The following is a 16,977-nucleotide window of genomic DNA, read 5'->3' as shown; positions in this document are numbered from 1 at the left end:
GCGAGCAGACTAGTCAACGGTGCGGCTCACGTCATACAGCTGATCGATCGACATACATCTTGGCGATGACCGCCTCGATGTCCGGCTCCCGCACCGACAGGTCCATGAGCGGATATTCCGCCGCGATCCGCGCGACGAGCGGCGCCGCGGACGCGGCGGCGGGGAAGGCCAGCCACTGCCGTGGCCCCTCCACCCGTACCGACCGCGCCCCGGGGACCTCGATCGGCGGAAGCTCGCGCTCCAGGTCGACGACGAGCGTCCGTTCGCTCTCCCCCACCTCGTGCAGCCCGGCCAGCCCGCCGTCGTACAGCAGCCGCCCGTGGTCGATGACCATCACGCGTTTGCAGAGCTGCTCGATATCGGTCAGATCATGGGTGGTCAGCAGGACCGTCGTACCGCGCTCCGCGTTCAGATCCCGCAGGAACTCCCTGACCTTGGCCTTGGAGATCACATCGAGGCCGATCGTCGGCTCGTCCAGATACAGGACCTCCGGGTCGTGCAGCAGCGCCGCCGCGATATCGCCGCGCATCCGCTGGCCGAGCGAGAGCTGCCGTACGGGTACGTCCAGCAGCTCGGCCAGATCGAGGAGTTCGACACAGCGCTCCAGATTCACCCGGAACCGCGCGTCCGGTACCCGGTACATCCGGTGCATCAGCCGGTACGAGTCGATCAGCGGCAGATCCCACCACAGCGTCGTCCGCTGCCCGAAGACCACGCCGATGCGCTGCGCCAGCCTCGTACGCTCCCGGGACGGATCGATGCCCGCGACCCGCAGCCGCCCGCCGCTCGGGGTCAGAATGCCGGTGAGCATCTTGATGGTGGTGGACTTTCCGGCGCCGTTCGGGCCGATGTAGCCGACCATCTCGCCGCGCGGCACGCGGAAACTGATGCCGTCGACCGCCCGCACCTGATGCCTCTCGCGGCGCAGCAGACCGGCCTTGCGGCGTACGTCGAAGACCTTCTCGACGCCGTCCAGCTCGATGAAGCCCGTACCGTCCCCGCCGTCCCTGCCGTCAGTGTCATCCGTACTCATGAACGCTCCGCCCCGACTCTCTCCCCGTATGACCTGCACGACCCGTACGACCAGTACGACCCGTTCGACCCGTACGGCCCGCACCACCTCCGCGCCCGGCCCGCACCTAACTCCCCGTGCTCCGGTACGCGCGCAACCCCGCCCGCCACGCCACCCCCGCCAGCGCGCAGCACACCACCGCCACCAGCGGCGGCAGGAACGCGGCCAGATCGGGCAGCCCCAACGGGTCCTCCCTGCCGAGGACATACAGCGCCGGGATCCAGTTGACGAAGGCCAGCGGCACCACGAACGTCACCCCGCGCACCAGATCCTTCGCGAAGACCGTCGGCGGGTACTGCAACAGCGTCGTCCCGCCGTACGTGAACGAGTTCTGCACCTCGGAGGCGTCCTGCGCCCAGAACTGGAAGGCGGCGCCCGCCACGAACACCGCCGCGAAGATCGCCGCCCCGCTCAGCACCATCATCGGAAGCATCAGCGCCCGCGTGACCGTCCAGTCGATATCGACCGTCAGCAGGGCGTAGCCCAGCACCAGCAGCCCCTGGGCGATCCGGCCGAGCCGGCGCAGCGCGAACCGGTCGGCCGCCACCTGCGCCAGTACGGGCACGGGCCGCAGCAGCAGCGTGTCGAGCGTGCCGTCCCGCACCCGGCGCCCGAGCCGGTCCATGGAGCCGAGCGCGAGGTCGGAGAGGCCGAAGGCCGTGGCGGACGTCCCGTACAGGAAGGCCACCTCGGGCAGCGAGTAGCCGCCCAGCGCGTCCACGTGGGCGAACATCAGCAGGATCGCGACGAAGTCGAAGGCGGTCGCCGCGAAGTTCCCGAACGCCGTCATCACGAAGGACGCGCGGTACGCCATCGTGGACCGCATCCACATCCCCACGATCAGGCCGTAGGCCCGCAGTCCGTCGCGCAGGGCGGCCCGCCGGGACACCCGCGGAATCCACACCTCCGCAGCCGGAACGCCCCCCGCCCGCGCCCCGGCGGACGCCCCGTCGGACGCCTCGCTGACCGCCCCGACGGACGCCTCGCTCATCGCCCCGACCGACGCCTCGCTGACCGCCTCGTCAGCCACCCTGGACCACCACCCTCCGGGTCGCCACGGTCTGGAGCAGCCGCCCCGTCGCCAGCAGGGCCAGCGCCCAGCCCGCCTGGAACGCGTACGCCCCGGCCAGGTCCCAGCCGGTGTGCTTGCCGAGGAAGACATCCGCCGGGACTTGGAGCAGCGACGACCAGGGCAGCGCCCGCGCGACCTCCCCCAGCACCCCCGGGAAGAGATTGAGCGGCAGCAGCAGCCCGGAGAAGAACATCCCCGCCAGCATCGCCATCTGCGCCGCGCCCGCCCCGTCCATCAGCCAGAACGCGGAGAGCGCGACCAGGAAGCGGAGCGCGAAACTGACGACCACCCCGAGCGCCACGGCGAACAGGAACGCCGGCCAGGTCAGCGGATTCCCCGGCAGCGCCAGTTCGAAGGCGAACGAGCCGAGCACCATCGGTACGATCCCGCGCCCCAGCAGATGGAACGCCGCCCGGCCCAGATCCCCGGCCATCCACCACAGCTGGAGATCGGCGGGCCGGTAGAGGTCGACGGCGATGTCACCCGTGCGGATTCGCTCGATCAGCTCGTCCTCGAAGCCGCCGCCCATCATGGCGCAGGTCATCAAGAGCGCCTGGCCGAGCCACACATAGGTGACGGCCTGGGAGAGGTCGTAGCCACCGAGGTGCGGCCGCTCGTCCCAGAGAGCCGTATAGGTGTACGCCATGATGAAGCCGAAGACGGTGTTGGTGAACACCCCCGCGAAGGTGGCCACCCGGTACGTCGCATAGCGGCGGAACCCACCAGCGGCCACTACTGCGTACAGCCGCACGACAGCCCCCTCCCCCACACGATTCCCCCACGCCATCAGCGCGTCGTCGGCCTCCTGGCACCAAAGCGAACGACCCTAGCCCACGGGGACCGCTGTCGCGACCGGTTATCCGGCTGTCGTTACTCCCCCGTTCTGTCCGCGTTTCTTGGGAGTACACAGCTTTCATGCCGGTAGACAGCGTTTCCCAGAGGTACGCAGCGTTTCTTGGGTCCGCACCGCGAATCGCCTGATACGACACCGTTAGGCCGGAAGTGAACCGCCGGCCGCGGCCGAGGAGTCTCCACTGATATGAGTGACGAGCCAAAGAAGCACGGCTGGGAGCAGCGCTGGGCCCCACGGGACCCCTCGGCTCCCCACTCCGCCCCCGGCCGGCCGGGCGGTCGGGCCGGGCGTCCCCGTACCGGCTGGCGCAGAGCCCTCCCGACCCGGCGCACGCTGATCGGCGGACTCCTGATCTTCGTGCTCGTCCTCATGGGCGGCTTCGTCGTGGGCTACAAGCTCGTCCACATCCCGCCCGCCAACGCCGCCGCCACCGCCCAGTCCAATGTGTATCTGTACGCGGACGGCACGCAGCTCGCCCGCGACGGCGAGGTCAACCGGGAGAACGTCAAGCTCTCGCAGGTACCCGAAACCGTGCGGCTGGCCGTACTGGCCGCCGAGGACCGCGGCTTCTTCAACGAGCCCGCCGTCGACCCGCAGGGCATGGTCCGCGCCGCCTGGAACACCCTCACCGGCAAGGGCACCCAGGGCGGTTCCACCATCACCCAGCAGTACGTCAAGAACTACTACCTCGGCCAGGAACAGACGATCGTCCGCAAGGCCAAGGAGTTCTTCATCGCGATCAAGCTCAACCGCGAGGCCACCAAGGGGCAGATTCTGCGGGGCTATCTCAACACCAGCTACTTCGGCCGGAACGCGTACGGAATCCAGTCCGCGGCCCAGGCGTACTACGGCAAGGACGTGGAGGAGCTGAACACGGCGGAGGGCGCCTATCTGGCCTCCCTGCTCAACGCCCCCAGCGAGTTCGACGTCGTCGTCCACCCCGAGAACAAGCCCGCCGCTCTCGCCCGCTGGAGGTACGTCCTCGACGGCATGGTCAAGGAGGAGTGGCTCAGCCCCGCCGAGCGCCGCACGATGAAGTTCCCGATGCCCGGCAAGATCAGGCACGCCAGCATCGGGCTCGCCGGACAGCGCGGCTATATCGTCCAGGCCGTCGAGGAGCATCTCACCGGCAACAAGATCATCGACGAGAAGACGCTGGCCGCCGGCGGCTACCGGATCACCACCACGCTCGACCGCGAGAAGCAGAACGCCTTCACCGCCGCCGTCAAGCGGCAGGTCACCTCCCAGCTCGACGCCGACCGCAAGCCCGACCGCAACGTCCGGGTCGGCGGCGCCTCCATCGAGCCGGGGACCGGCAAGGTCGTCGCCATGTACGGCGGCATCGACTACACCAAGCAGTACGTCAACAACGCGACGCGCCGCGACTACCAGGTCGGCTCCACCTTCAAGCCGTTCGTCTTCGCCGCCGCCGTCGAGCACGGCTCCGAGACCCAGTACGGCGAGCCGATCACCCCGTTCACCGTCTACGACGGCGACAACGAGCACATGGTCGAGGGCCCCGACGGCGACACCGGCTACGCCCCCGCCAACGAGGACGACACCGACTACGGGCCCATCTCCGTACAGACCGCCACCGCCTACTCCGTCAACGCCGTCTACGCGCAGATGGCCCAGGACGTCGGTCCCGGCACGGTCAGGGAGACGGCCGTCGCCCTCGGCCTCCCCGAGAGCACCCCCGACCTGACCGCGACGCCCTCCATCGCTCTCGGCCCGGCCACCGCCTCCGTCCTGGACATGGCGAAGGCGTACGCGACCCTCGCCAACCACGGCAGGCACGGCATGTACACGCTGGTCGACAAGATCACCAAGAACGGCGCGGAGGTCGCGCTGCCGAAGCGGGACGTCACGCAGGTCATCAGCCGCCGGGCCGCCGACACCACCACCTCCATGCTGCGGGGCGTCGTCGACGACGGCACCGGCACCGCCGCCCAGTCCGCGGGCCGCCCCGCCGCCGGCAAGACCGGCACGGCGGAGGAGGACAAGGCGGCCTGGTTCGCGGGCTACACCCCGGACCTGGCCACGGTCGTCGCGGTCATGGGCGCGGACCCGGTGACCGCCGCGCAGAAGCCGCTGTACGGGGCCCTCGGCCAGAGGCGCATCAACGGCGGTGGAGCGCCGGCCGAGATCTGGGGCCGGTTCACGGCCGCCGCTCTCCGCGGCAGCGAAGCGCGGGACTTCGATCTGCGGCTGGACGAGGACTCCGAGGAGGAGTCCTCCGACCGGCAGCAGGCGGGCCCGCCCGGCAAGACGAACGGGTCACACCCGCCCGGCTCCCCGGGCACGGCGGAGGGCCAGGCCCCGGGGCAGTCCCCGGGACAGACGAACGACGGGACGCCGGACCGGCCGGGCGCGGGCGGCGCGAACGGCGGCCCGGCCCACGGCCGGACACCCGAGCAGGGCCGGCCGACAGGACAGACGACCGCTCAGTCCCAGGGCCGGTCGCCGGGACAGTCCGACGGCGGCGCGGCCAGAAGCGGCGGCGCGGGCGGCGGACCGGCCGACGGCGCGAACGGTGAGGACGGGACAGGAGCCACGGGCCGCGATCCGGACGCCCGCGGCTCCCTGACCGACACGCTGGGCCCCTGACAGCGGCGGCCCGGCGCGCGACGCCCGAGACGCCGGATCACTGACCCGGCGTCTCGGTGACCCGGCGTGACCCGGCGTCTCAGTGACCCGACGTCGCCTTCAGCCCCACCACGGCCACCAGCAGCAGACAGACGAAGAAGATCCGGGCGGCGGTCGCCGGCTCCCCCAGCACCACCATGCCGAGCACCGCCGCACCGGCCGCGCCGATACCGACCCACACGCCGTACGCCGTACCGATCGGCAGCGTCTTCGCCGCATGCGACAGCAACAGCATGCTGGCGACGATCCCGGCGCCCGTGAACAGGCTCGGCCACAGCCGGGTGAACCCCTCGGTGTACTTCATCCCGATCGACCAGCCGACCTCAAGCAGACCGGCGACGATCAACAGAACCCAAGCCATGACGGCACCTCCGGCACGAAAAACGCGGACAACAGGTGCGTCGTCTTTCGTTTGACCCGGTACGGCGCGTCTCGTCGGGGGTGCCCCCACGGTAGCAAAGCGCCGGAGCCCGCTGCCACGGACGGCTACGGGCCGACAGCTCGGGGACGGCGGCCCGGCGCGGACGGCTCGGGGCCGACCGCTCGGCGCGGCACGGCTACAGATAGAGCCCGGTGGAATCCTCGGAGCCCTCGAACCGGTCCGCCGCGACGGCGTGCAGATCGCGCTCACGCATCAGTACGTACGCCACCCCGCGCACCTCGACCTCGGCGCGGTCCTCGGGGTCGTACAGCACCCGGTCCCCCGGCGTCACCGTCCGTACGTTCTGCCCCACGGCCACCACCTCGGCCCAGGCCAGCCGCCGGCCGACCTCCGCCGTCGCGGGGATGAGGATGCCGCCGGACGGACGCCTCTCGCCCTCCGGGATGTCCGTCCTGACCAGCACGCGGTCATGGAGCATCCGGATGGGCAGTTTGTCGTGTTGGTCGTGGGTGTTGTCGCTCACGCCCCAGAACCTACCTGCCCGCGCCGCCATCGCACGCCACAGGGGCTGATCACAGCTTGCGGCGCCTCGTCGACACCACCAGCAGCCCCACGAGCCCGACCGCCACCAGCGCCACCGGCACCAGCCGCTCCAGCCGCGGCGCGCCGTCGTCCTTGACGAACGGCGCCCGCGCGCCCGCGAGAGTCCTGTTCACGGCCACGAACGCGCGCCCGGCCGTCTCGTCCACCGTGGAGACCACCCTGGCCTTGGCGTCGCCGACGATCGTCTTCGGGTGCACCCGCACCCCGATCTCGTCGAGCGTCTCGGCGAGCTGCCCGCGCCTGCGGACGATGTCCGCCTCGATCTGCGCCGGGGTCCTGGAATCCGACACCGCGCTGCCTCCGTCGTCGTGTCCGGTAGTCCTTCGCCGACAGTCTGTCAGCTCAGTCGTCACCGCACCCGGCGGCACCCCCGATTACGCTCGGCGGCGTACGGCCCGACGTCCACCCCGTTCCACCGAGGAGAACCATGAGCGAGCGCCTCCAGCCCGGCGACACCGCCCCCGCCTTCACCCTGCCCGACGCCGACGGCAACGACGTTTCGCTCGCCGACCACAAGGGCCGCAAGGTCATCGTCTACTTCTACCCGGCAGCGCTCACCCCGGGCTGCACCAAGCAGGCGTGCGACTTCACGGACAACCTCGATCTGCTGGCCGGCGCGGGCTACGACGTCATCGGCGTGTCCCCCGACAAGCCGGAGAAGCTCGCGAAGTTCCGCGACAAGGAGAACCTCAAGGTCACCCTGGTCGGCGACCCCTCCAAGGAGGTGCTCGAAACGTACGGGGCCTTCGGTGAGAAGAAGATGTACGGCAAGACCGTGACCGGCGTGATCCGCTCGACGATCATCGTCGACGAGGACGGCAAGGTCGAGCGGGCCCTCTACAACGTGCGGGCCACCGGCCATGTGGCGAAGATCATCAAAGACCTCGGTATCTGAGGCCCCGGTATCCGACGGTTCGCTGTGACCGAGGTCCCACTTCGGTGGGACCTCGGTTTGCGACCGCCACGACCGCGCAGAAGGTTCCCTTGGACTGACTCACCCGAGGAAAGGACCACGCCATGGCCGGCCAGGAGCACGAAGAGACGGCCGACCCCGCCGCGGTCAAGCGCCACCCGGCCCTCTTCCGCGCCATCAGACAGCGCAGGAACCCCAAGCTGCGGCGGTCCGACATCACCGTCACCGACGAGGCGGCGGTCAAGCGGGCGGTGAAGGCGGCGTCCCTGGGCAACGCCATGGAGTGGTTCGACTTCGGCATCTACAGCTATCTCGCCGTCACCATCGGGCATGTCTTCTTCCCGTCGGGGAACTCGACGGCCGAGCTGCTGTCCTCGTTCGCCACCTTCGCCGTGGCCTTTCTCGTACGGCCGCTGGGCGGCATGTTCTTCGGCCCGATGGGTGACAGGATCGGCCGCAAGAAGGTGCTCGCGCTGACCATGATCATGATGGCGATCGGCACCTTCGCCATCGGGCTGATCCCCTCGTACGCCTCGATCGGGTTCTGGGCGCCGGTCCTGCTGATCCTCTTCCGGCTGGTCCAGGGCTTCTCCACCGGCGGCGAGTACGGCGGCGCGTCCACGTTCATCGCTGAGTACGCGCCCGACAAGCGCCGGGGATTCTTCGGCAGCTTCCTGGAGTTCGGCACCCTCGCCGGATACATCGGCGCGGCGGGCCTGGTCACCGCGCTCACCGCGGCACTCGGCTCCGACAGCATGCAGGCGTGGGGCTGGCGCGTCCCGTTCCTGATCGCGGGGCCGCTGGGGCTGATCGGCCTGTATCTGCGGCTGCGGCTCGACGAGACGCCCGCGTTCCAGAAGCTGGAGTCGGACAGCGCGCATGCCTCCGAGGCGGCGGACTCGGTGGAGATCACCACGAAGGAAGACCTGTCCAGGATCTTCCGCCAGTACTGGCCCACCTTGATCCTGTGCATCGCGCTGGTCGGCGCGTACAACATCACGGACTACATGCTGCTGTCGTACATGCCGACGTATCTCTCCGACGAGCTGGGCTACAGCGAGACGCACGGGCTGCTCATCCTGCTGGCCGTGATGGCCTTCCTGATGCTGATCATCAACCAGGTCGGCAAGCTCAACGACCGCTTCGGCCGCAAGCCGCTGCTGATGGCGGGCATGCTCGGCTTCTTCTTCCTCTCGCTGCCCGCGTTCCTCCTGATCAAGCAGGGCGGCATCCCGGCGATCACGGCGGGCGTCCTGATGCTGGGCCTGTCCCTGGTCTGCCTCCTGGGCACGATGTCGGCCGCGCTGCCGGCGCTGTTCCCGACGGAGGTCAGGTACGGCTCGCTCTCGGTGGGCTACAACCTCTCCGCATCCCTCTTCGGCGGCACGACCCCGCTGGTGATCACCGGCCTGATCGGCCTGACGGGCAACAACCTGATGCCGGCGTACTACTCGATGGCGGCGGCGCTGGTGGGCGTGATCGCGGTGGCCTGCATGAAGGAAACGGCCCAGCGCCCGCTGGACGGCTCACCCCCGTCGGTCGCGACGGAGGCGGAAGCGGCGCGACTGGTGGCCTCGCAGACCCCGGAGCCCAAGTTCTGACGCTTGCCGCGCGCGTTACTCTCCACGACGGCGTTCGTTACTCAGTGCGATACCGCGAACACGCGGCCGTGGGGAGGGGAACGGGCATGCCGACCGGACATCCCGCACAGACGGGAGCCACCGAGGGCTACGACCGGGACCGTCTGGCCGACGCCGTCGCCGAGGCACGGACATGGGCAGACCTGATACGGCGGCTCGGATTCAAAGAAAGCGGCGGCCGCCGCCGCGCCCTCCAACGGGAAGTCGCCGCCCTCGGGCTCGCGACAGACCACTTCAAGCGGCGAAGCCCGTGGCAGAAGTATTCGGACGAGGCGATAGCAGCCGCTGTCGCGACATCCACGACGCTCCGGGAGGTCGTGGCCAAACTGGGCGCCCCACCCGCCACGGGCACCCTGTCGCACATCGCCCGCCGTATCACGGCGGCGGGCATCGACATCAGCCACTTTCCCGGAATGAACCGCGCCCGGATCGACCTGCCGTTCGCTACGGCCGAACTGGCGGCGGCCGCAGCCTCCGCCGACAGCGTCCGCGGCGTGGCCCGGTTACTCGGCGTGCCTGACGACAGCCGGTCACGCGCGGCACTGGGCCGGATGCTCCGGGAGCGAGAGATCGACACCAGCCACTTCCGCAACGCGCGGCTGACGATCCCCGAAGCCGCCTTGCGTGAGGCGATACCCGGGGCATCCAGCTACGCCGACGTCATGCGCACGCTCGGACTTCCGGTGAACGACACAAACCATCGGCGCGTGCGACGGCAGGCAGCCCGACTCGGCCTCGACACACGTCACTTCAAGCGGCGCGGCTGGGGTTCGGTGCGCACGCGCACACCGAAACCCGTCGCCAGGCAAACCCTCGTGGTGCTCCCCGACGGGTCTCCCCGTACGAACCGGCTCCGGCTGCACCGTGCGCTTCAGGAGATCGGAGTCCCGTACCACTGCGCGACCTGCGGAAACACCGGCGAGTGGCTGAACCGCCCGATCACCCTCCAGATCGATCACATCAGCGGCGACTGGCTCGACAACCGCGCCGAGAACCTGCGCTATCTGTGCCCCAACTGTCATGCCCTGACGGACACGTGGTGCCGCAGCCGCCGGAGGACGCGGCGAATCACCGCGTAACGCTCGGCCACGTGCCGCCACAGCCGTCGGCCCGTTACGATGATTGGCGGCGAGCGGCCGTGTCGTAACAGGCAGCCGAGCGGCGCTTAGAACGCCGTGGGAGCAATCCCGTGTGGGTTCGAGTCCCACCGGCCGCACATGACAGAGGGGCCGCTCACACCTGTGAGCGGCCCCTCTGCGACGTCAGCCCAGGAGTTCCCGTACCACCGGGACCAGTGCGCGGAATGCCTTGCCCCGGTGGCTGATCGCGTTCTTTTCCGCCGGGGAGAGTTCCGCGCAGGTGCGGGTTTCGCCGGAGGGCTGGAGGATCGGGTCGTAGCCGAAGCCGCCCGTGCCGGAGGGGGATTCGCGGAGGGTGCCCAGGAGGCGGCCTTCGACCACGCGTTCCGTGCCGTCCGGGAGGGCCAGGGCCGCGGCGCAGGTGAAGTGGGCTCCGCGGTGGGGTGGGGCGATGTCGGAGAGCTGGGCCAGGAGCAGGTTCAGGTTGGCGGTGTCGTCGCCGTGGGTGCCGGCCCAGCGGGCGGAGAAGATGCCGGGGGCGCCGCCGAGGACGTCGACGCAGAGGCCGGAGTCGTCGGCCACGGCGGGGAGGCCGGTGGCGTCGGCGAGGGCGTGGGCCTTGAGGAGCGCGTTCTCGGCGAAGGTGACGCCGGTTTCCTTGACGTCGGGGATGTCGGGGTAGGCGTCCGCGCCGACGAGGTCGTGGGGCAGACCGGCGTCGGCGAGGATGGCCTGGAGTTCGGTGAGTTTCCCGGCGTTTCGGGTGGCGAGGATCAGGCGGGTCATGCCCCCAGTATCGGACCGGGGTGCCGGACCGGGCCGGGAGGGGCCGGTCAGGGGGTGCAGATCTTGCCGATCTCGGACGCTGCGTCGGTGATGGGCGTGAGGTCGGGGGCGTTGTCGCCGTTCTTGACGGACGTACGGACGTTGTCGACGCCCTTGCCCAGGTCGTCGACGGCCTTGCTGAGGTCCGCGTTGTCGGTCTGGTCCCCGAGCTTGTCGAGCTTGTTGTCGATGTCGTTGAGCGTCTCGTCGATCTGGAGCGGGTTGTCCCCGGCGTTGGAGACGGCCTGCTGGAGGTCGTTGACGCTGCCCGCGATCGCGTCGGCGGTCTGGACGCAGTCCAGCGCCTTGTCGAGGGCGCCGCAGCCCGCGGTGAGGGGCAGGGCGAGTGCGGCGGTGGCGGCGAGTGCCAGGGTGATGCGGCGTCGGCGTATCGGCGCGGCGGACATGGCGCGGTTCCTTCCCGGGGTGTGGACGGGCGCACGGTTCGGTCCGTGCGCCCGTGCGGGTGGAGACGCCCCGTCGGGTCTTCTTGGTTGCCTCTTTACCCGGCCGGACCGAGGGCCGGGGGTCGCCGAGGGTCAGAGGGTCTGGTCGAGCGCCGTGCGCTGGAGCGCGGCGAGGTCGGCGCAGCCGCCGGTGGCGAGGTCGAGGAGCGCGTTCAGCTCCTTGCGGTCGAAGGGCTCGGCCTCGGCGGTGCCCTGGACCTCGACGAAGCGGCCGTCGCCGGTGCAGACGACGTTCATGTCGGTCTCGGCGCGGACGTCCTCCTCGTAACAGAGGTCGAGAAGGGGGGTGCCGTCGACGATGCCGACGCTGACGGCGGCGACGGTGCCGGTCAGCGGGCGGCGGCCGGCCTTGACGATCTTCTTGCCCTGGGCCCAGGCGACGGCGTCGGCGAGGGCGACATAGGCGCCGGTGATGGCGGCGGTGCGGGTGCCGCCGTCGGCCTGGAGGACGTCGCAGTCGAGGACGATGGTGTTCTCGCCGAGCGCCTTGTAGTCGATGACGGCGCGCAGGGACCGGCCGATGAGGCGGCTGATCTCGTGGGTACGGCCGCCGATCTTGCCGCGGACGGATTCGCGGTCGCCGCGGGTGTTGGTGGAGCGCGGCAGCATCGAGTACTCGGCGGTGACCCAGCCTTCGCCGCTGCCCTTGCGCCAGCGCGGGACGCCTTCGGTGACGGAGGCGGTGCAGAAGACCTTGGTGTCACCGAAGGAGATGAGGACGGAGCCCTCGGCGTGCTTGCTCCATCCCCGTTCGATGGTGACGGGACGGAGCTGTTCGGGGGTGCGGCCGTCGATACGAGACATGGACCTGAGCCTATAGGGGCCTGCGCGAAGGGCCTGTTCCGGTGGTCCGGATCAGGCCCTCGGGTGGTGCTGCGTGGCTGCCGTGACTGTCGTGACTGTCAGTGGGTTACATCATGTCTTCGATCTCACCGGCGATGGGGTCGGCGTCGGTGCCGATGACGACCTGGATCGCGGTGCCCATCTTCACGACGCCGTGGGCGCCGGCGGCCTTCAGGGCGGTCTCGTCGACGAGGTCGGGGTCGACGACCTCGGTGCGCAGGCGGGTGATGCAGCCCTCGACCTCTTCGATGTTGTCGAGTCCGCCGAGCCCGGCGACGATCTTCTCAGCCTTGGTGGCCATGTCTTTCTCCCTGACTGTCGAACTGTTTCGTCACGGTAACGCACGGTTGGACCATCTTCACGGGCGCGCCTGGACCACGTACCCAATGATGACGATCAACGGCGCCCTGCCCGCGACCGGCCCCCGGGAGCCTATCGCAACTGGTCTACACCAGTCGGGAACGACGGGAGAGCGCCGAATGAGCTCCGACAGCACGGCAGCGCCGCGGCGGAGGCCGGCGAGGTCGCGGAAGAGCTGGTGGAACGGGCTGTTCCAGGGGCTGCAGAAGGTCGGCCGCAGCCTCCAGCTCCCGGTCGCCGTACTGCCCGCGGCGGGGCTGCTGGTCAGCCTCGGGAATCTCTTCGCCGCGTATCTCCACGGTCCGTTCTGGGACAAGACGGCGAAGGTGCTCACCCTCGGCGGCGGCGCGATCCTGGACGGCGCGTTCGGGCTGCCGCTGCTCTTCTGCATCGGGGTCGCGATCGGCTTCGCCAAGAAGGCGGACGGCTCGACCGCGCTCGCCGCGGTCGCCGGCTTCCTCGTCTACCACGGCGTGCTGGCCGCCTTCCCGGTCGGCGGTTCGGTGACGAAGGCGACGCCCGACGGCGTCCCGCAGAACCCCGGCGTGCTCGGCGGCATTCTGATCGGGCTGCTCACGGCCGTCGTCTGGCAGCGGTTCCACCGTACGAGGCTGGTCGACTGGCTCGGCTTCTTCAACGGCCGCCGGCTCGTACCGATCCTGATGGCCTTCATCTGCACCCTCCTCGGCGTGGCCTTCGGGCTGCTGTGGCAGCCGGTCGGGGACGCGCTGACCGCGTTCGCCAAGCAGCTGATCGATCTGGGCGCCTGGGGCGCGGGCATCTTCGGGGTCGCCAACCGGCTGCTCATCCCCATCGGCATGCACCAGTTCCTGAACACCTTCTTCTGGTTCCAGGCCGGTGAGTACACCAAGCCGGACGGCACCGTCGTGATGGGCGATCTGACCCGGTTCTTCGCCGGGGACCCCTCGGCCGGCCAGTTCATGTCCGGGTTCTTCCCGATCATGATGTTCGGCCTGCCGGCCGCCGCGCTCGCCATCGCGCACAGCGCCCGCCCCGAGCACCGCAAGAGGGTGACGGGCCTGATGGCCTCCGTCGCGCTGACCTCGTTCGTCACCGGCGTGACCGAGCCGCTGGAGTTCTCCTTCATGTTCGCCGCGCCCCTGCTGTACGGTGCGCACGCGCTGCTGACCGGCGCCTCGATGGCGATCACCTGGGCGCTGGGGGTGCACGCGGGGTTCAGCTTCTCGGCCGGTCTGATCGACTACGTGGTCAACTGGCACCTGGACACCAAGCCCTGGCTGATCATTCCGATCGGCCTCTGCTTCGCGGTCGTGTATTACGTGGTGTTCCGCGTCGCGATCAAGGCGTTCGACTTCCCGACCCCGGGGAATGAGCCCGAGGAGCTGGAAGAGGCCGGCGAGAAGCAGAACATCCAGCCGTAGGCGCAGGTCAGACGACCGAGCCCGGATTATGACCCAGGTCACAGTCGTCACCGGACATCGCCGTCGTGGGTTCCTTATGCGATTCACACCGTGCTACAACTGGTCTACACCACTGATGGTGTAGACCACGCGGCCGCATGCCGTGTTCCCCCTGGAGGAAGTTGATGTCCACGGCCAGCGCCGCCGCTTCGGCGGACAAGAAGCCCTCGGCGGGCAAGAGCAAGGGCAGCGGCGCGATGGCCGTGATGCAGCGTATCGGCCGCAGCCTGATGCTCCCCGTCGCCGTCCTGCCCGCCGGCGCCCTGCTGGTGCGCCTCGGCAACACCGACATGCTCGGCCGTGAGTCGTTCCCGGCGTTTCTCACCAAGATCGCCTCGTTCATGGCCGCGGGCGGCAACGCCATCCTGGACAACATGCCGCTGCTGTTCGCCGTCGGCATCGCGATCGGCTTCGCCAAGAAGGCGGACGGCTCCACCGCGCTGGCCGCCGTCACCGGCTACCTCGTCTTCAAGAACGTGCTGGCCACCTTCACCGACTCGAATCTGCCCAAGGTCGCGACGGTGGTCGACGGCAAGATAGTCATGAACAGCGCGCCCGTCGACGCGAAGGTCCTCGGCGGTGTCGTCATGGGCATCGTGGTCGCGCTGCTCTACCAGAGGTTCTACCGGACGAAGCTGCCGGACTGGGCGGGCTTCTTCGGCGGCCGTCGCCTCGTACCGATCCTCTCCGCCTTCGCCGGCCTGGTCATCGGCATCGTCTTCGGCTACATCTGGCCGGTCCTGGGCGCGGGTCTGCACAACTTCGGTGAGTGGCTGGTCGGTTCCGGCGCCGTGGGCGCGGGCATCTTCGGGGTCGCCAACCGCGCGCTGATCCCCGTGGGCATGCACCACCTGCTGAACTCGTTCCCGTGGTTCCAGGCCGGTACGTTCGAGGGCAAGAGCGGCGACATCAACCGCTTCCTGGCGGGCGACCCGACGGCCGGACAGTTCATGACCGGCTTCTTCCCGATCATGATGTTCGCCCTCCCGGCGGCCTGTCTGGCGATCGTCCACTGCGCCCGCCCCGAGCGCCGCAAGGTCGTCGGCGGCATGATGCTGTCGCTCGCGCTCACCGCGTTCGTCACGGGCGTGACGGAGCCGATCGAGTTCACCTTCATGTTCATCGCCCCGGCGCTGTACGCGGTGCACGCGGTGCTCACCGGTGTCTCCATGGCGCTGACCTGGGCCCTCGGCATGAAGGACGGCTTCGGTTTCTCGGCCGGCGCGGTGGACTTCGCCCTCAACCTGGGCATCGCGACCAATCCATGGGGGCTGGCGCTGGTCGGCCTCTGTTTCGCGGCGCTCTACTACGCGATCTTCCGCTTCGCGATCACCAAGTTCAATATCCCGACGCCGGGACGTGAGAGCGACGAGGAACTCGCCGAGTTGCAGAAGGCGGAGGCGAAGTAGCCTCTCCGCACGCTCCGTGGGTCCGGCCGTCGTCAGGTACGGCCGGGCCCACGGCTGTGCGCGGCGGCCTCGGCTGCCGGCCGGTCAGATCTCGTACACCGTCCCGGGAACGGCCAGCTCCGCCGGGCCCGCGTACACATCGCGCGCGTCGGCCAGGTTCCGCTCGGCGTCCGTCCAGGGCGGGATATGCGTGAGCACGAGCCTGCGCGCCCGCGCCCGCGCGGCATGGGCGCCGGCCTCACGGCCGTTCAGATGCAGCCCGACGACATCCTCCTTGCCGTGCGTGAAGGCCGCCTCGCAGAGGAACAGATCCGTATCCTCCGCCAGCTCCACCAGCGGCTCGCAGATACCGGTGTCCCCCGAGTACGTGAGCGACCGGCCGCCGTGCTCGACGCGGATGGCGAAGGTGTCGACGGGGTGCGCGACCTTCTCCGTCCGTACCGAGAAGGGGCCGATGTCGAAGGAGCCCGGCTTGAGCGTGTGGAAGTCGAAGACCTCGCTCATGGCCTTGTCGGAGGGGGTGTCCGCGTACGCCGTGGTGAGACGCTGCTCGGTGCCCTCGGGGCCGTAGACGGGGATGGCGTCGCAGCGACCGCCGTCGAACCGGTAGTAACGGGCGACGAAGTAGCCGCACATGTCGATGCAGTGATCGGCGTGGAGATGGCTGAGGAAAATGGCGTCGAGGTCGTAGAGACCAACGTGGCGCTGCAGCTCGCCGAGGGCGCCGTTGCCCATGTCGAGGAGCAGCCGGAAGCCGTCGGCCTCTACGAGGTAGCTGGAGCAGGCCGATCCCGCAGAGGGGAAGGAGCCCGAACAGCCGACGACGGTGAGCTTCATGGAGCGGGAACCTCCGTGGCGTGGAAGGGGGGCGACGGGGGTCGTGCGGTTCGTTGAGCGTAAGGCGCGAAAGGGTGGGTCGCTCCTCCACAGTGGGCCGTTGTGGGGGAACTCACCTGGCCTGTCACCGGTTCGGCTGGGGGTTCGCCGCCCGGCGGTGCGCCGTCCGGCGGGGGGGCGGTGCGCGGGGTGGGGTGCGCCGCCCAGCCGGGGGGCGTTGCGCGGGGTGCGGTGCGCCGTCCGGCGGGGGGTCGTGGGTCCGGGCCGCCGCTGGCGCCGGGGCGGTGCGCCTCCCGGCGGGGGGCCGTGGTGCGGGTGCGCCTCCCGGCGGGGGGCCGTGGTGCGGGTGCGCCGTTGTGGTGCCGGGGGCCGGGGCGGTGCGCCATCCGGCGGGGGGTCGTGGTGTGGGTGCGCCGCCGGGGGCCGGGGCCTCCGGAGGTGCGTGTCCGGACTGCTTTCCTCACCGCGCTTCGCGCGAGCTGCGACGCTTTACGTCCGGACACGCACCTCCTCCGACCCCGGCCCCCTCCCCCC

At 69.9% G+C, this 16,977-nt stretch carries 16 protein-coding genes, 1 tRNA gene, 1 pseudogene and 1 riboswitch; of the genes and pseudogenes, 7 read left to right on the top strand and 11 right to left on the bottom strand.

The annotated features are described in order from the left end of the window. Positions 1-31: 31 nt before the first annotated feature. The 3 genes from ACFRKB_RS23680 to ACFRKB_RS23670 form a co-directional block, all read right to left on the bottom strand. Positions 32-1,033, bottom strand: a complete 1,002-nt coding sequence (locus tag ACFRKB_RS23680) for an ABC transporter ATP-binding protein (protein WP_383108368.1) — start codon at positions 1,031-1,033, stop codon at positions 32-34. 106 nt (positions 1,034-1,139) lie between these two features. After that, positions 1,140-2,063, bottom strand: a complete 924-nt coding sequence (locus ACFRKB_RS23675; RefSeq protein WP_383108520.1) for an ABC transporter permease — start codon at positions 2,061-2,063, stop codon at positions 1,140-1,142. A 31-nt stretch (positions 2,064-2,094) separates the two neighbouring features. Next, on the bottom strand, positions 2,095-2,895 hold the full coding sequence (locus ACFRKB_RS23670; RefSeq protein ID WP_383108366.1) for an ABC transporter permease: 801 nt from the start codon (positions 2,893-2,895) through the stop codon (positions 2,095-2,097). A gap of 288 nt (positions 2,896-3,183) precedes the next feature. Between ACFRKB_RS23670 and ACFRKB_RS23665 the strand changes: the two genes are divergently transcribed. Beyond that, the gene (locus tag ACFRKB_RS23665; protein ID WP_383108365.1) at positions 3,184-5,604 is read left to right on the top strand and encodes a transglycosylase domain-containing protein; all 2,421 of its coding nucleotides are present in this window, start codon (positions 3,184-3,186) and stop codon (positions 5,602-5,604) included. A 79-nt stretch (positions 5,605-5,683) separates the two neighbouring features. Here ACFRKB_RS23665 and ACFRKB_RS23660 read toward each other — a convergent pair whose 3' ends face one another. The 3 genes from ACFRKB_RS23660 to ACFRKB_RS23650 all read right to left on the bottom strand — a co-directional run bounded on the left by ACFRKB_RS23660 (position 5,684) and on the right by ACFRKB_RS23650 (position 6,918). Next, positions 5,684-6,004: a DMT family transporter gene (locus ACFRKB_RS23660; RefSeq protein WP_030355070.1), complete on the bottom strand. Its 321-nt coding sequence runs from the start codon at positions 6,002-6,004 to the stop codon at positions 5,684-5,686. Between the two features lie 34 nt (positions 6,005-6,038). Then, positions 6,039-6,105, bottom strand: a riboswitch (guanidine-III (ykkC-III) riboswitch). Positions 6,106-6,200: 95 nt separating this feature from the next. Beyond that, the gene (locus ACFRKB_RS23655) at positions 6,201-6,578 is read right to left on the bottom strand and encodes a GroES family chaperonin (protein ID WP_383108364.1); all 378 of its coding nucleotides are present in this window, start codon (positions 6,576-6,578) and stop codon (positions 6,201-6,203) included. A 19-nt stretch (positions 6,579-6,597) separates the two neighbouring features. Beyond that, a complete protein-coding gene (locus ACFRKB_RS23650; RefSeq protein ID WP_383108363.1) occupies positions 6,598-6,918 on the bottom strand; it encodes a DUF3618 domain-containing protein in 321 nt (106 codons plus the stop codon). A 137-nt stretch (positions 6,919-7,055) separates the two neighbouring features. On the opposite strand from ACFRKB_RS23650, the gene bcp reads away from it, so the two are divergent. The 4 genes from bcp to ACFRKB_RS23630 all read left to right on the top strand — a co-directional run bounded on the left by bcp (position 7,056) and on the right by ACFRKB_RS23630 (position 10,397). Further along, positions 7,056-7,523: a thioredoxin-dependent thiol peroxidase gene (gene bcp / locus ACFRKB_RS23645; protein WP_383108362.1), complete on the top strand. Its 468-nt coding sequence runs from the start codon at positions 7,056-7,058 to the stop codon at positions 7,521-7,523. Positions 7,524-7,645: 122 nt separating this feature from the next. Beyond that, a complete protein-coding gene (gene proP, locus ACFRKB_RS23640; protein ID WP_383108360.1) occupies positions 7,646-9,142 on the top strand; it encodes a glycine betaine/L-proline transporter ProP in 1,497 nt (498 codons plus the stop codon). A gap of 86 nt (positions 9,143-9,228) precedes the next feature. Then, positions 9,229-10,260, top strand: coding sequence for an HNH endonuclease signature motif containing protein (locus ACFRKB_RS23635; protein ID WP_383108359.1), 1,032 nt, complete (start codon positions 9,229-9,231; stop codon positions 10,258-10,260). A gap of 53 nt (positions 10,261-10,313) precedes the next feature. Further along, a tRNA-Leu gene (locus ACFRKB_RS23630) sits at positions 10,314-10,397 on the top strand. Positions 10,398-10,443: 46 nt separating this feature from the next. On the opposite strand, the gene rdgB is transcribed toward ACFRKB_RS23630, so the two are convergent. From rdgB to ACFRKB_RS23610, 4 genes and pseudogenes are all read right to left on the bottom strand, one after another. After that, positions 10,444-11,046 (bottom strand): RdgB/HAM1 family non-canonical purine NTP pyrophosphatase, encoded by a 603-nt coding sequence (gene rdgB, locus ACFRKB_RS23625; RefSeq protein WP_365972473.1) that lies wholly within the window; start codon positions 11,044-11,046, stop codon positions 10,444-10,446. 47 nt (positions 11,047-11,093) lie between these two features. Then, positions 11,094-11,492, bottom strand: coding sequence for a hypothetical protein (locus ACFRKB_RS23620; protein ID WP_383108358.1), 399 nt, complete (start codon positions 11,490-11,492; stop codon positions 11,094-11,096). A gap of 132 nt (positions 11,493-11,624) precedes the next feature. Next, a complete protein-coding gene (gene rph / locus ACFRKB_RS23615) occupies positions 11,625-12,356 on the bottom strand; it encodes a ribonuclease PH (protein WP_030355077.1) in 732 nt (243 codons plus the stop codon). A 106-nt stretch (positions 12,357-12,462) separates the two neighbouring features. Next, positions 12,463-12,705 (bottom strand): annotated as a pseudogene (locus ACFRKB_RS23610) (glucose PTS transporter subunit EIIB); the annotation flags it as partial. Positions 12,706-12,874: 169 nt separating this feature from the next. On the opposite strand from ACFRKB_RS23610, the gene ACFRKB_RS23605 reads away from it, so the two are divergent. Together ACFRKB_RS23605 and ACFRKB_RS23600 are read left to right on the top strand one after the other, a co-directional pair. Continuing rightward, entirely contained in the window at positions 12,875-14,158 is a 1,284-nt protein-coding gene (locus ACFRKB_RS23605; RefSeq protein ID WP_383108356.1) for a PTS transporter subunit EIIC, read from the top strand. Between the two features lie 164 nt (positions 14,159-14,322). Continuing rightward, on the top strand, positions 14,323-15,606 hold the full coding sequence (locus ACFRKB_RS23600) for a PTS transporter subunit EIIC (RefSeq protein ID WP_383108355.1): 1,284 nt from the start codon (positions 14,323-14,325) through the stop codon (positions 15,604-15,606). A gap of 84 nt (positions 15,607-15,690) precedes the next feature. Here ACFRKB_RS23600 and ACFRKB_RS23595 read toward each other — a convergent pair whose 3' ends face one another. Beyond that, complete coding sequence (locus ACFRKB_RS23595) at positions 15,691-16,443, bottom strand: MBL fold metallo-hydrolase (RefSeq protein WP_383108354.1); 753 nt, start codon at positions 16,441-16,443, stop codon at positions 15,691-15,693. Positions 16,444-16,977: the final 534 nt, after the last annotated feature.

Source organism: Streptomyces scopuliridis (assembly GCF_042790125.1).
Lineage (GTDB): Bacteria > Actinomycetota > Actinomycetes > Streptomycetales > Streptomycetaceae > Streptomyces > Streptomyces scopuliridis_A.
The sequence above is the reverse complement of the archived record's forward strand: the minus strand, read 5'-3'. Positions and strand labels throughout refer to the sequence as shown.

What these genes read in the sequence shown, in the direction of transcription:
- ACFRKB_RS23655 (WP_383108364.1), bottom strand. Translation starts at nt 6,578, where the DNA reads ATGGCGGCGCGGGCAGGTAGGTTCTGGGGCGTGAGCGACAACACCCAC.
- ACFRKB_RS23635 (WP_383108359.1), top strand. Translation starts at nt 9,229, where the DNA reads ATGCCGACCGGACATCCCGCACAGACGGGAGCCACCGAGGGCTACGAC.
- ACFRKB_RS23680 (WP_383108368.1), bottom strand. Translation starts at nt 1,033, where the DNA reads ATGAGTACGGATGACACTGACGGCAGGGACGGCGGGGACGGTACGGGC.
- ACFRKB_RS23665 (WP_383108365.1), top strand. Translation starts at nt 3,184, where the DNA reads ATGAGTGACGAGCCAAAGAAGCACGGCTGGGAGCAGCGCTGGGCCCCA.
- ACFRKB_RS23600 (WP_383108355.1), top strand. Translation starts at nt 14,323, where the DNA reads ATGTCCACGGCCAGCGCCGCCGCTTCGGCGGACAAGAAGCCCTCGGCG.
- ACFRKB_RS23660 (WP_030355070.1), bottom strand. Translation starts at nt 6,004, where the DNA reads ATGGCTTGGGTTCTGTTGATCGTCGCCGGTCTGCTTGAGGTCGGCTGG.
- ACFRKB_RS23605 (WP_383108356.1), top strand. Translation starts at nt 12,875, where the DNA reads ATGAGCTCCGACAGCACGGCAGCGCCGCGGCGGAGGCCGGCGAGGTCG.
- ACFRKB_RS23595 (WP_383108354.1), bottom strand. Translation starts at nt 16,443, where the DNA reads ATGAAGCTCACCGTCGTCGGCTGTTCGGGCTCCTTCCCCTCTGCGGGA.
- rdgB (WP_365972473.1), bottom strand. Translation starts at nt 11,046, where the DNA reads ATGACCCGCCTGATCCTCGCCACCCGAAACGCCGGGAAACTCACCGAA.
- proP (WP_383108360.1), top strand. Translation starts at nt 7,646, where the DNA reads ATGGCCGGCCAGGAGCACGAAGAGACGGCCGACCCCGCCGCGGTCAAG.
- ACFRKB_RS23620 (WP_383108358.1), bottom strand. Translation starts at nt 11,492, where the DNA reads ATGTCCGCCGCGCCGATACGCCGACGCCGCATCACCCTGGCACTCGCC.
- bcp (WP_383108362.1), top strand. Translation starts at nt 7,056, where the DNA reads ATGAGCGAGCGCCTCCAGCCCGGCGACACCGCCCCCGCCTTCACCCTG.
- rph (WP_030355077.1), bottom strand. Translation starts at nt 12,356, where the DNA reads ATGTCTCGTATCGACGGCCGCACCCCCGAACAGCTCCGTCCCGTCACC.
- ACFRKB_RS23675 (WP_383108520.1), bottom strand. Translation starts at nt 2,063, where the DNA reads ATGAGCGAGGCGTCCGTCGGGGCGGTCAGCGAGGCGTCCGACGGGGCG.